General features: G+C 46.9%; 12 protein-coding genes and 4 tRNA genes. 7 read left to right on the forward strand and 9 right to left on the reverse strand.

Features of this window, described 5'->3' with window-relative positions; all coding sequences use genetic code 11:
- Nucleotides 1–50: 50 nt before the first annotated feature.
- From L2713_RS14870 to L2713_RS14885, 4 genes are all read right to left on the reverse strand, one after another.
- Nucleotides 51–127 (reverse strand) — tRNA-Pro (locus tag L2713_RS14870).
- 53 nt (nt 128–180) lie between these two features.
- Nucleotides 181–257: transfer RNA gene (locus tag L2713_RS14875), tRNA-Pro, on the reverse strand.
- 14 nt (nt 258–271) lie between these two features.
- Nucleotides 272–347: transfer RNA gene (locus L2713_RS14880), tRNA-His, on the reverse strand.
- Nucleotides 348–400: 53 nt separating this feature from the next.
- Nucleotides 401–477 (reverse strand) — tRNA-Arg (locus tag L2713_RS14885).
- A 208-nt stretch (nt 478–685) separates the two neighbouring features.
- On the opposite strand from L2713_RS14885, the gene L2713_RS14890 reads away from it, so the two are divergent.
- Complete coding sequence (locus tag L2713_RS14890; RefSeq protein ID WP_248968506.1) at nt 686–3316, forward strand: sensor domain-containing diguanylate cyclase; 2631 nt, start codon at nt 686–688, stop codon at nt 3314–3316.
- Between the two features lie 29 nt (nt 3317–3345).
- Here L2713_RS14890 and rep read toward each other — a convergent pair whose 3' ends face one another.
- Nucleotides 3346–5361, reverse strand: a complete 2016-nt coding sequence (gene rep / locus L2713_RS14895; RefSeq protein ID WP_011621182.1) for a DNA helicase Rep — start codon at nt 5359–5361, stop codon at nt 3346–3348.
- A gap of 215 nt (nt 5362–5576) precedes the next feature.
- Here rep and ubiK point away from each other — a divergent pair, with 215 nt between their 5' ends.
- From ubiK to L2713_RS14910, 3 genes are all read left to right on the forward strand, one after another.
- Nucleotides 5577–5831 carry a ubiquinone biosynthesis accessory factor UbiK gene (ubiK, locus tag L2713_RS14900; protein WP_011621181.1) on the forward strand — a complete coding sequence of 85 codons (255 nt, stop codon included), beginning with the start codon at nt 5577–5579 and terminating at the stop codon, nt 5829–5831.
- A gap of 94 nt (nt 5832–5925) precedes the next feature.
- Nucleotides 5926–6258 (forward strand): hypothetical protein, encoded by a 333-nt coding sequence (locus L2713_RS14905; protein ID WP_126512299.1) that lies wholly within the window; start codon nt 5926–5928, stop codon nt 6256–6258.
- A 58-nt stretch (nt 6259–6316) separates the two neighbouring features.
- Entirely contained in the window at nt 6317–6682 is a 366-nt protein-coding gene (locus L2713_RS14910; RefSeq protein ID WP_248968413.1) for a hypothetical protein, read from the forward strand.
- Here the strand turns inward: L2713_RS14910 and L2713_RS14915 are convergent.
- Nucleotides 6679–7845: a winged helix-turn-helix domain-containing protein gene (locus L2713_RS14915; RefSeq protein ID WP_248968414.1), complete on the reverse strand. Its 1167-nt coding sequence runs from the start codon at nt 7843–7845 to the stop codon at nt 6679–6681. The genes L2713_RS14910 and L2713_RS14915 overlap by 4 nt on opposite strands.
- Before the next feature lie 234 nt (nt 7846–8079).
- On the opposite strand from L2713_RS14915, the gene L2713_RS14920 reads away from it, so the two are divergent.
- The 3 genes from L2713_RS14920 to L2713_RS14930 all read left to right on the forward strand — a co-directional run bounded on the left by L2713_RS14920 (nt 8080) and on the right by L2713_RS14930 (nt 11133).
- Nucleotides 8080–8607, forward strand: coding sequence for a hypothetical protein (locus L2713_RS14920; protein ID WP_248968415.1), 528 nt, complete (start codon nt 8080–8082; stop codon nt 8605–8607).
- Between the two features lie 162 nt (nt 8608–8769).
- Nucleotides 8770–10242 carry a cell envelope integrity protein CreD gene (creD, locus tag L2713_RS14925; protein ID WP_011627421.1) on the forward strand — a complete coding sequence of 491 codons (1473 nt, stop codon included), beginning with the start codon at nt 8770–8772 and terminating at the stop codon, nt 10240–10242.
- A 117-nt stretch (nt 10243–10359) separates the two neighbouring features.
- Nucleotides 10360–11133, forward strand: a complete 774-nt coding sequence (locus L2713_RS14930) for a phosphatase PAP2 family protein (protein WP_248968416.1) — start codon at nt 10360–10362, stop codon at nt 11131–11133.
- A 102-nt stretch (nt 11134–11235) separates the two neighbouring features.
- On the opposite strand, the gene L2713_RS14935 is transcribed toward L2713_RS14930, so the two are convergent.
- The 3 genes from L2713_RS14935 to L2713_RS14945 all read right to left on the reverse strand — a co-directional run bounded on the left by L2713_RS14935 (nt 11236) and on the right by L2713_RS14945 (nt 13348).
- On the reverse strand, nt 11236–11769 hold the full coding sequence (locus L2713_RS14935; protein WP_248968417.1) for a DUF3592 domain-containing protein: 534 nt from the start codon (nt 11767–11769) through the stop codon (nt 11236–11238).
- A 49-nt stretch (nt 11770–11818) separates the two neighbouring features.
- Nucleotides 11819–12730, reverse strand: a complete 912-nt coding sequence (locus tag L2713_RS14940; protein ID WP_248968418.1) for a DUF2971 domain-containing protein — start codon at nt 12728–12730, stop codon at nt 11819–11821.
- A 357-nt stretch (nt 12731–13087) separates the two neighbouring features.
- Complete coding sequence (locus L2713_RS14945; protein WP_239000481.1) at nt 13088–13348, reverse strand: hypothetical protein; 261 nt, start codon at nt 13346–13348, stop codon at nt 13088–13090.
- Nucleotides 13349–13355: the final 7 nt, after the last annotated feature.

Raw genomic sequence — 13355 nt, forward strand, 5'->3', positions numbered from 1 at the left:
TACAAAAAAGCCCCAGTGATTCCTAAGGAATTCTGAGGCTTCAATGTAATTGGTCGGTGATAGAGGATTCGAACCTCTGACCCTCTGGTCCCAAACCAGATGCGCTACCGGACTGCGCTAATCACCGTAACTGTTAACTATTTGCCTGAAAAATCAAGCGCGCTAGTTATGCGAAGAATGTGGTCGGTGATAGAGGATTCGAACCTCTGACCCTCTGGTCCCAAACCAGATGCGCTACCGGACTGCGCTAATCACCGAGATGTAAATGAAATGGGGTGACTGATGGGGCTCGAACCCACGACAACCGGAATCACAATCCGGGACTCTACCAACTGAGCTACAATCACCACTGACTTTCACTTTACTGCTAACCTTCAAGCTCACAACTCATTCGGAGAAATGGTGCGCCCAAAAGGATTCGAACCTTCGGCCTCACCCTCCGGAGGGGTGCGCTCTATCCAGCTGAGCTATGGGCGCTCGCCTTGGTTAGCGCCGCATATAGTATGGACAAATAGCCCTTGAGTCTATAGCTGTTTTGCACTTTTTTTACTGACTGCTCAAGTTTTGATACATTCGCATGCTTTTTCGACGAAACACCATCGTAAATATGGCTTGGATGTTACGGTATTTCATGTTAATTATAACGTTTGGTAAACAATTAACGCAGAACTGATTAGTGAGTATCATGTTTAGGGATGAAGATGGAACTACCCCGCCTCGAGCTCATGAGGTTGAACGCTTAAAAAAGAGACTTAATCGCCTCAAATATTTGGCGCATAAGTATAAGCGTGCCGAAGTCGTTCAAAATGCGTTACTCGAATTATCCCATATTGCGACTCAGGTTCCCTCCCTCGAAGAGTTCTATCTAGGTGTGCATCACCACCTAAAGCAACTGATCTCTGCCGATAATTTTTTTATTGCCACTCTAGATGTGAATAGCGGGGACATTTCGGTACCCTTCTTCGCCGATGAAAAAGACGCCCACCCCGCCCAACTCTATCCCGGGCAATCGCTATCCACCCTGCTACAACAGGGCTTAACAGGCTATGTCTTTCGCACTGGTGAAACCGTATTGTGCGATGAGACTAAAGTGGACGAGCTGGTTCAAGCGGGCGAGATAGTCAATCTCGGCTCGCCTTGTCACCTATGGCTAGGCGTCCCCATAAAACATGAAGGCATAGTGACCGCGGTACTCGTAGTGCAAACCTATGATACCAACGTGAGTTACGGCGATATCGAGGTCGAGTTAATGACCTTTATTTGCCATCACATTGCCGGCGTGATGGAAAGGCTTAAACATCAAGAACAACTAGAACAAGCCATTCAGCAACGCACTAAGGAACTCAGCCAAGCCTACGATAAACTCAAGCAAGAAGTGTATGAGCGCCGCAGAGCCGAGCGGTTACAAAAGTCGTTATTTGAGATTGCTGAGCTTGCAAGCTCAGGCTCAGATAACCCTGACTTCTATGCCCAACTGCATAATGTGATTCGCCATCTTATCCCAGCCAATAACTGTTATATCGCTCTGCTGAATGAAGAAGGCACTCACTTAACCTTCCCGTTTTACGTGTCGCAATTAGGTAACCAACATCCAGGTTCAAGACCCTTGCAGGATGGGTTGACCGAGTATGTGCTTAAACATAAGCGCCCATTATTACTCGACCAAAATGATATCAATGACTTAATCACCTCTGGCGAACTTTACGCTAAAGCCCCCGCACTAAACCACACCCAAACAATGCATCAATGGATAGGTATTCCACTGTTTATCCATGATGAAGTGCGTGGCGCCTTGACCATCTACAGCTTCAGCATGACCCAAAACTACCAAACTAAAGATTTGGAATTGCTGACTTTTGTGTCCCAGCATATCGGCGCAGCCATCGAGAAAAAGCTAACGGCAGAATCTTTGCGCCGCAGCTATGAAGAATTAGAAGAAAAAGTCGCGGCACGTACCACTGCTCTTGCCGAGTTGAATAAGGATCTTGAAAAAGAAATCCGCCAACGCCGCAATATGGAAGCCAAGCTAGTCCATGATGCCAAGCACGATGCGCTCACAGGGCTGCCAAATCGCGCCATGTTTATGGAGCGACTCAACCAAGCCATAAAGCACGTGCGGCGCCATAGCCTAGAGCAGTTTGCCCTGCTCTTTATCGACCTCGACCGCTTTAAGCAAATCAACGACACTATGGGGCATTTAGAGGGGGACAGGTTCTTAATTGAAACCGCAACCCGCCTACGCGCCTGTATTCGCAGTAACGATACCTTAGCCAGACTCGGTGGCGATGAGTTTGTCATCCTGCTCGATAGCATTAATGGTATTAACGATGCCCGTGATGTTGCCGAGCGAGTAATTCAAAAAATCTCACTCTCCTATACCTTAGGGGCAATCGAGTTTCATTCAGGTGCCAGTATTGGCATCACCATCAGCGGCAATAAGCTAGATACCAGTGAATCCATGCTGCGCAATGCCGACACCGCCATGTACCAAGCCAAGGCGAATGGCAAAGGCTGTTATGTTATCTTCGACGATAGCGCCTCCCAGCAAAAGATGCAGGACATTGCCTTCGAGAATGATTTTAAGCAGGCTTTACAAACCGGTGAGTTACAACTGCAGTTTTGGCCGATTGTCGATTTACAGACACTGCAAACCCAAGCTTTAGAATGCCGTTTGACATGGGAACATCCACAGTGGGGCACCATTCCACAGGAGATCCTCAGCCAGTTAGCCGAACAAGCGAACCTGATGGTCGAATTGGATAAGTATACGATTAGCTTGCTGGATAAGAGTTATCATCAACTTCTTGCCAGCCAAGGCGATAAAGTCGAATTACACCTTATGCTATCGAGCCAACATCTAAAGCATAAGCACGCGCTGCGTGGACTCAAAAACGCCCTAAAGCAGACTAAGCTTGCGCTGCCACAGCTATGGCTGTTTTTTAATGAAAAGGCCTTAGTGCTGGAAACAGAGAATCACATTAATGGCTTTGAGTTGTTGAAAAAGCTGGACGTGAACTTGGGGATCAGCCACTACGGCAGTGGCCACAGCTCATTAAATAGCTTGTTATTCTTATCCATTAAGGGTTTAAAGCTCGATGCCAACATCACTAAACAATTGCAGGATGAGCAACATATTAAGCTGATGTCAGCTTACCAGAAAGCGGCTTCGACCTTAGACTTACAAACCTTTGTCGACGGAATACAATCCGCAGAGCAGATAAAAATCTTCCACGCATTAGGTTATCGCTTTGGCCAAGGCGGTGCCTTAGCCTCACCTTTTTTATTGTCAGACACCACACAACAGGTTTGTGCCTGAATGCAGTAATCACATGATGAATCTTGTGATTACTGCTTTTTAAACATATCCCTTAAATTTGAGATATGGCTGCGGCCAGTCTGCATGCGTTCCTGTTCGGTTTGCTGCGGTTTACGGTTTTCCCAAATAAGGTCATCCTGCGGTAACTCATGCAGAAAACGGCTCGGCTCGCAGCGCATGGTTTCACCAAACTGGCGACGCTCACGGCAAAGAGTAAACCACAGCTCGCGCTGAGCACGCGTAATCCCCACATACGCCAGACGACGCTCCTCGTCGACGTTATCTTCATCTATGCTGGTTTGATGCGGCAGAATGCGCTCCTCAACCCCCACCATAAACACGAAGGGGAATTCCAGCCCTTTAGAGGCATGCAGCGTCATTAACTGCACCTGATCGCCGCCTTCATCCTCGCTGTTACGCTCCATCATATCCCTAAGCGTCAAGCGGTTAACCACCTCAGGCAAGGTCATGGGTTCTTCTAACTCATCCCCCGAGAGCATTTCCGTCACCCAGCGATAGAGCTCGGAGATGTTTTTCATCCGCATCTCAGCGGCCTTGGCGCTGGTACTGGTCTCGTATAAATAGTCTTCGTAATTAATCTTACGGATCAATTGTTTTACCGCCTCAACTGGCTCGCCTCGCTCGGCGTGCTCCCCGGTATCGACAATAAAACGGCCAAATTGATACAAGGCCGACATGGCATTAGGCGGTAAATGATGATTCAGCTCAGGGTCAAAAATTGCCTCAAACATGGAGATATGTTTCTCGTTGGAGAAGTTACCCAAACGCTCTAAGGTCGATGGACCAATGCCGCGCTTAGGCAAGTTTACCACCCGCAAAAAGGCGTTATCATCATCGGGATTTACCACTAATTTGAGGTAGCCCATGATGTCTTTAATCTCGGCACGGGCAAAAAACGAGGTGCCGCCACTTAGCTTGTAGGGGATACGGTTAGTCATCAGCGCCCGTTCGAGCAGGCGAGACTGGTGGTTCCCCCGGTACAGAATCGCGTAGTCACCAAATTGGGTACGACCAACAAACTTGTGGCGAATGATTTCAGCGACGACACGCTCAGCTTCTTGCTCTTCATTGGCGGCAAACAGCACCCGCATCGGCTCACCATAAGCCAACTCGCTAAATAACGACTTATCGTACACATGGGGATTGTTGGCGATAAGGATGTTAGCCGCCCGCAAAATACGTTGGCTAGAACGATAATTCTGCTCGAGTTTAATCAGCTTAAGCTTGGGAAAATCTTTGCCCAACAACACTAAGTTCTGCGGTTTAGCCCCGCGCCATGAATAGATGGACTGGTCGTCGTCCCCCACCACGGTAAAACGCGCGCGCTCGCCCACCAGTAACTTGACCATTTCATACTGGGAAGTGTTGGTATCCTGATATTCGTCCACCAGCAAGTATTGGATCTTGGTTTGCCAGCGCGTACGCACTTCCTCGTGATGCCTTAGTAATAAGGTCGGTAGCAGAATTAAGTCATCAAAATCTAAGGCGTTGTAGGCTTTCATATGCTGGGCATAACGCTGATACAACATGGCAAACAACTGCTGTTGTTCATCCTTTGCTAACTTGCGCGCTTGGTCGGGAATAATCAGCCCACCCTTCCAGTTGGAAATCGCCCCCGCAAGAGCTTTGAGTAAGTCTTTATCTTCCTGTAATTCTTTTTGAGTCAGCTCTTTAAGGAGTGCGAGCGTGTCTTGATCATCGAATAACGAGAACCCAGGCTTTAATCCCAGCACTTTATGCTCACGTTTTACAATCTCAAGCCCCAGTGTGTGGAAGGTCGAAATCCACAACCCTCTAGCCTCTTTGCGCCCCATAGATTGTGCGACCCGTTCCTTCATCTCGCGCGCCGCTTTGTTGGTAAAGGTTACCGCCGCGATATTTCGCGCATTGTAGCCACACTTTTGTACTAGGTAGGCAATCTTGTTGATAATTACGCGTGTTTTGCCACTGCCCGCGCCCGCTAACACTAAGCAGGGACCCGAAACATAATGAACAGCATCATTTTGGGCAGGATTGAGTTTCATCTTCGCGCAATATCCAAACAAGTCTTCAGAAGGGGGATGGGATCATAGCAGAAGCTAAGGTTTTAAGGCCAACAAATCCCCTTGCAATCGTTATCACACCGCCGTGACAAAGCGCGCAATCGTGGCGATGAGCAGGGCCCAATCCGCGGCTTTACTTTTGAAAGCTAACGTACTGAGTTACAATTCATCCATTCAGCAAAGAGGCGGACAAGATTATGATCAATCCAAAGAAAATCGAAGAAATGGCGAAGCAACTGAGCGATAGTTTGCCCAGCGGTCTTAAGCAATTTGCCGGTGAATTTGAAGAACGCAGCAAGCAAGTGCTGCAAAATCAATTGCTCAAGTTAGATCTGGTTTCCCGTGAAGAATTTGAAGTACAGCAGCATGTACTACTGAAAACCCGCGAGAAGTTAGAAGCTCTGCAGGCGCAAGTTAATGAGCTTGAGAAAAAGCTGAACGCCGCGGACTAACTGATAATGCATGTGTGAAAGAGCACAGTTAGCGATAGCGCAGCTGTGCTTTTTTGTTTTTAACAGTTCAAGCATTGAGTCACTTAGGGAAATAATGCAACAACTCGCCAGCTACATTCTCGCCATTCAAGGTTATCCTAGCCCGGTTTCAGTGGTGAGCCACACCCAAGAGCAGCACAGTTATCAGGATGCTAATGCTGAAATATGCGAATCCTTGACCTTGTATCACTTCGACAACGGGGTTGTGGTCAGTCTGTTAAGCGAGCAAGATACACAGATTGATGAGTCAGACGCGGTTTGTGCCGATTATTGGCTCAGCTATCGCGTCGTGACGGCCGATATCGCGATTTCGCCGCAGCAAAAGTCCTTTAGCAATCTGTGCCAACAAGGCTTTTGGCTTAAGATGCAGCAAGGGCTTACCGAGTGAGAAAGTTGTGGGCGCCAAGACTTAAGCGCTCGAGTTCGAATCGTCAGGGAAGAAGACAATGGATACCGCAAGCACCACTTTCTATCAGGACTATCTCCTTTGGGGATTGTTACTCCTTGGCGGCCTGCCACTGCTAAGTTATCCCTTTGTGGTTCTCGCAAGCCTGATGGGGCTTGCCAGCCAAACCACGATTAAAGTGCATTGGTTTTACCGGCTGATGAATAAAAGCTTTTTGTGGGGAACCCTAGCTTATCCCTTAGTGTACATTCCCAGCTATTGGCTCGCGCGCAGTGAAAACAGTTCATTATCCTTGGGCTATGCCAGTCTGCCACTGCTCTTTTTAGCACTGCTGTACCTGTGCTTTCACTGGATGGATGTACCATCTAAAGACAAGCGCCCAGATAACGATAAAGCTCCCGATTAGATCTTCTGCTGCCGTGCGTATTTTTGTTTAAATGCCTTATGGTTAGCCTTCACCAGTTTCCAGCGGCTACAGCCATTAAAGCGCGCATACTCAGTGACTGCCACCTCAAATGCCGCACAAAAGTCATCATCCATGCCATCGAATTCAGCTTCTAGGGTCAGCTGCTGTAATAGTAGTAAACCGCTTTGCCGCTCGGCTTTCACATCTACTCGACCAACGAAGCGGTCGCGCCACAGAATCGCGAGGGAGTAATAGCCATATTGGCGTTTTTCGGCGGGCACATAGACTTCAATTTGATAATCAAAATCAAACCATTGCTTTAATCGTTGCCGCTGAATTAATAGATTATCGAAGGGATTGAGTAACCAGACTCGGTTAGGCATTGCAGCGGTTATTTGCAGCTCGGGGCGATAAAAATACCATTGCCCTTCGGCCTTAAAGCTCGCTAATTCACCTTGGGACAGCATTGCGGCTAATTGCTCATTCACATTGGCTTTTATGCCTTTGCGCAGATACGCGATTTGCGCCGCCGAGCCAAAGGCATGGGCATCGAGGTAACGCTCAATCAAATGGCGGGCAAATTCGGCCTCGCTAGGCGCTTGGGTATTGATATGCTCGGGCAGCACACGTTCGGTAAGATCATAGCATTTTTGAAATTTCTCCCGCCGCACCACCATTAGCTCGCCGCGCATAAACAACTGCTCTAGCGCTTTTTTGGCGGGCTTCCAGTCCCACCAGGCACCGTTTTTACCTTCTGCATGCTCAAAGTCACTGGCTTTAAGTGGCCCTTCGGCGCGAATGCGGGCGCGCACTTCCTGCATCACCTTATCGTCTGGCTCAAACCAATGTTTGCCGCCATTTTGTAGCAACTGTTTACGCTGCAAACTAAAGCGGTAGTCGGTAATCGGCAAATAGGCCGCCGCATGGGACCAATATTCAAAAATCTCCCCCTGCGCTAACGCCATATCCAGCATCATGGTTTGATACTGCGGCATCCGGCTATGCAGCACATGGTGATGTGCCCGCTCGACCACATTGATGGAGTCGATCTGCACATAACCAAGGCGGCTAATCAGCTCGCTCACCGACGAGTGAGATTGCAGTAAACCTTGCTGCTGCATATTCAGCTGTAACCACTCGCGGGGTGAAAAAGGGCTCGACATGCACTCTCCAAAGGTACTAAAAGCGAATAGCTATCTCAAATGGATACCCTTATCGGCTAAATATCAAAGGGATAGCTGTCTCACTTTTGTCGTATATTTCGCAAACTTGGCGCCAATTTGCCAGCTTGCCGACAACTTCGGTTAACATAAGGCATTTCCTGGCTAAGGGCTATCGCTTTACCTCGAGGCGAGCGATGCACTCTCCAAGGTTAGCCCCTCATTAAGGATTGATGAATGAATATCTATTACCGCGAAGCTAAACTCTGCGGCCGCAAAACTGGCAATGGCACTAAGCTGCCTTTTTTGATGAATATGCTGTACTCACTCGCTGACAAAAATGGCGATTTACAGCCTTTTGCCATAGAGGATATTAAGGCAGTCCTGTTTAACCAGCATCAATCGATTGGCTGCTCCATCAAAGCACCTTTGCCCATAGTCTCTTGGCGTAGCGAAGCCATTTGGTACGAGCTCTTCAAAGGTGAGCAGTCCGTATATCTACCCCAATGCATTACTTTTACCAATGGTGCCATCGACTATGCGATTGTCGTGATTGGCGATGAGTATGAGCTACGTATTTGGCCTGACGCCAATAATCGTGAGCGTGAAAAACACCAATGGTTTTCACACCATGCCGCCGTCTATTCGGAGCAAACCGACATCTTTAAGGAATGTCTTGAGACCTTACTCAAACATATCCGTAAGGAAGATGACTTTGAGGCAAAACACCCCAAGTTTGGCCAAAAGCCCCAAGCAGCGACCTAGGATTTAGCTCGAATCTGGGCGATTGCCATAATTTTGCCACTATTGATCAGCAACTTGCCCGCAACTCCTGCGGGCAAATCTGTTTTAATAGCCGCCGTAATATCGAGTTAGCACCACAGAATACCGTGGCGACTCGCGCGTATTTCATAGGGAATGAAATCCATGTTTAACATTATTTTCTGGGTGCTCACGTTACTGAGTTTGGCGCTATTTGGCGGCGCCATCTATTTAGTGGCGCGCGCACTCCTTAAAAAACTCAATCGTGATCAAGGAACAGATATGTCAGCACAGGAACAGCCTGCCACAGCAAAGGGAGCGGCATTGAAAAACACCACGCTATTAAAAGCCTTAACTATTGGCATTCTATCGATTGTAGCCTTGCTACCACTTGGGATCATCATGGACATGACGTCCGATCGCGAAGCCCTGTACCACAGTGTGGTCGATGAAATCGGCCGCTCATGGGGCGAACAACAAACGCTCTCAGGCCCAGCGTTGGTGATCCCCTACAGCTATTTTGTGATGCAGGAAGAAGTCAGTAACGATGGCAAAACTCGCCACGAAGTAAAGCGCACCTATCAGGACGAGCTGGTTATCCTGCCGAAAAAACTCAGCCTCGATTTAGATTTAAAACATGATTTCCGCACCCGCGGCATTTATCAATCCTTAGTGTATAACGCTGCACTTAATGGGCAGGCGGAATTTCGCTTAAACCGTTACGATATTCCAAACCTTATCGCCTTCGATAATCAAAATGCCCGCTTAGTCTTTGGGGTGTCATCGAATCAAGCAATTGATAAAGTGGAAAAAATTGAGGTAACAGGCGATTCAGTCCTACTCTCTGGCTCGCTGATGTCGGGCACAGGCTTGACGACTGGCGGTCTAGAGAAAGGTTTTAACCAAGGGATCCAAGTCGGCGAAGCGAGTGATTTTAGTGTGAACTTTGCCATGACGCTGCGCGGCTCACAGTCAATTAGCGCCCTGCCATTAGGCGAACAAACCCTGCTGAATATCCATGCCGACTGGCCGCACCCGAGTTTTAAAGGCTTACTCCCGGCAGAGCGCGAAATCACCGCTAATGGATTTACTGCCAGCTGGAATATCAGTCACTTAACCCGTAACTATCCGCAAGAATTTATTAAGAGTAACCAGTCGACACTCACAGAAGTCGTGGCCAATGCCATGCTGTTTGAGCCTGTGACCCATTACGGCAAGATTGAGCGCTCAGTCAAATACGGTCTGCTGTTTATCGTACTGACTTTTATCATGTTATTTATTTTCGAGCTGGGTCAAAAGACCAGCCTAAGCACAGTCCAATACATGCTGGTTGGCAGCGCCATGGCCCTGTTCTACCTGCTGTTATTATCACTCTCGGAGCACCTTGCCTTCCTGCAAGCCTATTTGATCGCCGCCTGTATTCCAGTGTTGTCGGTATCCGCATATGTGGGCAGTGCCACCGCCAGCCTTAAGCGTGGCGCGATTGTCGGCACTATGCTGGTGAGCTTGTATGCGGTGCTGTACTCGATACTGCAACTAGAAGATTACGCCCTACTGATGGGCACTGGATTGTTACTCGTAGTGTTACTGATTTTGATGTTCGTGACCCGCCATCAACCCAAGAATACGGTGCAATAGCACCTACCGCTCCACCCTTGAAGACCCCCGACAGCGCACTTTTTGCTGTCGGGATTTTTTTATTGGCAAGCCCAAACGTGGCATGTAGCCTATGTGGTTTACTCGGAGGCGAATATTTTGACTCATCCAGCCTATCTTCTACGTCGTTTAGCCCTTGTCTGGTTACTGTTGGCAACCATTCCAAGCTTACTGTTACTCACTCAAAATCAATTATTTCCACTAATCGACCTGCAATCGCCCTTAGCCAAGGCCTTATATTGGCTCACCACCACAGGCACGGCGCCCTATGGAGTGGCGACCGTGTTAGTGGTACTGGCACTCGCCTATCGCTATATGCCAAAAGCGCTGTTTATTAGCCTGTTTTTAGCCATTAGCCTCAGCCAAGTCATCAGCCTGAGCACCAGTCATACCCTTAAAGCCTTGTTTAAAGAGCCAAGACCGAACCTAGTATATCTGTCCGACCAAGGCCTCCCTGAGGAAGCGCAACTTAATCCACACACTTTTTATCAATTAGCCAAACCTGAGCGTTCACAGGCCATCGCCGAGGCACTAACCGAACTACACACCATGGAGCCCGAGGTCAAACTCGCTCCTAACATTCACCAACATTGGGAGGATGAAATCGGTTATTCCTTCCCTTCGGGTCACACAATTTTCGCAGTCACCTTAGTGCTCACCGCCAGCTATTACTTGCTAATCGCGGGTTTGCCGCTATTTGCCAACGCGTTATTTACTTGGGGATTATTAATGGGCCTCAGCCGCATGTTACTCGGCATGCACTGGCCGCAGGATGTGCTATTCTCGACTGTACTCGCCGCCATCATTAGCAGCTTAAGTATATTTTTAGTGGAAAAGTTCAGACCAAGAAGTAAAGAGCAGCCCATCGGATAAAAAGTATAAAGCCAGCTTAAGGGCTAACTCAGTGCGACAGGCGGCATCTGCAACTTATGTAGATGCCGTTTTTATTAGGATGAGCCTAAGCGAGCAATCACTTCAGCCATGCGTAAATGCCACGATTTCCGTCAACAGCAATGTGGCCAAGACAGCTGATATAAAAAGCGCCATCACACCAATAATCAAATGACTGTATCTTGCGAGGAACTTGTGTTCGATAGCCGCTTCTGGATGTTGAATAGGCACAGATAAACTCACCTTATCACCTATTTTCGGCCCAAAGCGGTTGTAGGCATGCTCGTTGTAATTCATCAGCGCGCCACTGGTATAGCGCTGCCCTCGCCAAAAATATTCAATCACCGGATTAATAAACACTTGCTGATCCCTAAAGTGCTCAGGCTCATCGCTATATCGATTATTCTCTTGCAGCGAAACAACCGTCCCTTCAACCAGCTCATAAGCTAACAGTTGCTCTTGCCTAAATCTTAATATCCCAGCAATCCCAATCAGCCCAAGCACCAAAGAAAACCAAGAGATTAACAGCAGCCCGCCAATATCCTCGAATACAAATGCGCCAATAATTACGGCAGGAATAGATAGGATAAAAACGAGAAATAAGATTAATTTACTCACTTAGCACCATCAAAGTAACTCAGAAAACTCTTAATGAATTTATATGAAATTAAACTTCATTGAAGCTCAAAGCAAAGTGCGTTTTGCTTAACTCCGCTTGAAATGTGGGAATATTTTTATTTTTTACCAAGTCTTTAATTTCCTCAATGTCAGTCGGAGAAGTCCTACAACCTAGAAACACTGCAGAGATACAATCAACAGGCAATTGAAATAAAAAAACAGAGGAAGGCATTACCGCTAATGAACCATATATTTCATTAAGAATTGTTTCACTGGGACTAAACTTCATCTCTTCATTATCATCAGTTGAGTTTCCGTCATACTCTTGATTGTCAAAACGTTCATACTCATCTGGATTAACCTGAAATGTTATAAATTTGTCATCTTCTGAAATAATTTTAAATAATCTAACATATAGATCATCATAAAAATCATGCAGCTGCTCGAACAAGACCCTATCTACCCGAACAAAGTCAGCATCACGTAATTTAGGTAAAATACGGTGCTCTTTCTCATAAATCCAGTCATCACTTTTGGTAAGCAACAAATCTTTTACACAAACACCTTTCTGCAGGGGTGAAAACCGCTCTCTGTTATATAGAACACGTTCAATAGTGTCTGACATTGATAGCTTGTAATTAAAATAATATCCCAATTTTTCATAATCAAACTCAATAACAATCCCCTTATGCTCATTAGCATAGTGTGACCACATTAGTAGGTTATTGTAGTTTTCAGTAAATGAAATTACACCAACTTCGTTAAAATTAGCATCTGATGAAAACTGTTCCGCTTGTTCAAAGAAGTCCTCCCCTAAACCATCACGAAGTACCTTATCAATTAAGTCTTGTGCAGGACTTAGCTCAAATGGATCATTTAGGACACCTCGTTGACTTGCTCGGGGACAAAAGCTAGAAAAAAATTCTCGCCGATAAGGCATATATTTGTATATTTTTTTCATATATCCCCGTAAAAAATATCTATTTATGTTTTTGAAATGATGAACATTAAATATTAAGAACATATCATATTCAATGTAATAAAAAACTTTCCAGCAACGCGAACCCTAAGAATTGTTAACGTGTTAACAAAGGACTACATGGTATACCAAGGGCTTAACCGGATTAAGCACTGCCATGGAAGTGACCGTTGGCGGCATGGATGCCGCCGTCGAGCCTATAGGGACATATTCACGGCGTGTCACTGAAATGACTGTGCTTAATCAATATTCCCAGCACTAAAGAACGATACTGTCTTTATAAAAAATCCCCGCATTACGGGGATTTATAAACAATCAAAGACGACTAGAACTCACCGATTAAACACACTTCTCATCCGATTTATCATCGGAAGAAAGTGCTCGGCTAATACTGCCGAAGATCGCGGTTAAAATCCCAATGCCCACATCCATCTGCCTGGCATTGCTATCATCACCGCTGGCCTCGCGTTGACTCTGATTGCCTGCTGTACCTCGCACAAAATCACAACTGGTATTACTCATATTGCTGGAGGCGCAACCACTTAAGATCAGAATCAAACCGCCAATCAATAAACGTGAGCTCACTGAGCGCAAACTCACACTGCGT

This window comes from Shewanella seohaensis, assembly GCF_023283775.1.
Classification (GTDB): Bacteria; Pseudomonadota; Gammaproteobacteria; order Enterobacterales; family Shewanellaceae; genus Shewanella; species Shewanella seohaensis.

Bases quoted from the DNA above. Each gene is read 5' to 3' on its own strand.
- L2713_RS14890 (WP_248968506.1), top strand. From the start codon at position 686: ATGTTTAGGGATGAAGATGGAACTACCCCGCCTCGAGCTCATGAGGTT.
- rep (WP_011621182.1), bottom strand. From the start codon at position 5,361: ATGAAACTCAATCCTGCCCAAAATGATGCTGTTCATTATGTTTCGGGT.
- ubiK (WP_011621181.1), top strand. From the start codon at position 5,577: ATGATCAATCCAAAGAAAATCGAAGAAATGGCGAAGCAACTGAGCGAT.
- L2713_RS14905 (WP_126512299.1), top strand. From the start codon at position 5,926: ATGCAACAACTCGCCAGCTACATTCTCGCCATTCAAGGTTATCCTAGC.
- L2713_RS14910 (WP_248968413.1), top strand. From the start codon at position 6,317: ATGGATACCGCAAGCACCACTTTCTATCAGGACTATCTCCTTTGGGGA.
- L2713_RS14915 (WP_248968414.1), bottom strand. From the start codon at position 7,845: ATGTCGAGCCCTTTTTCACCCCGCGAGTGGTTACAGCTGAATATGCAG.
- L2713_RS14920 (WP_248968415.1), top strand. From the start codon at position 8,080: ATGAATATCTATTACCGCGAAGCTAAACTCTGCGGCCGCAAAACTGGC.
- creD (WP_011627421.1), top strand. From the start codon at position 8,770: ATGTTTAACATTATTTTCTGGGTGCTCACGTTACTGAGTTTGGCGCTA.
- L2713_RS14940 (WP_248968418.1), bottom strand. From the start codon at position 12,730: ATGAAAAAAATATACAAATATATGCCTTATCGGCGAGAATTTTTTTCT.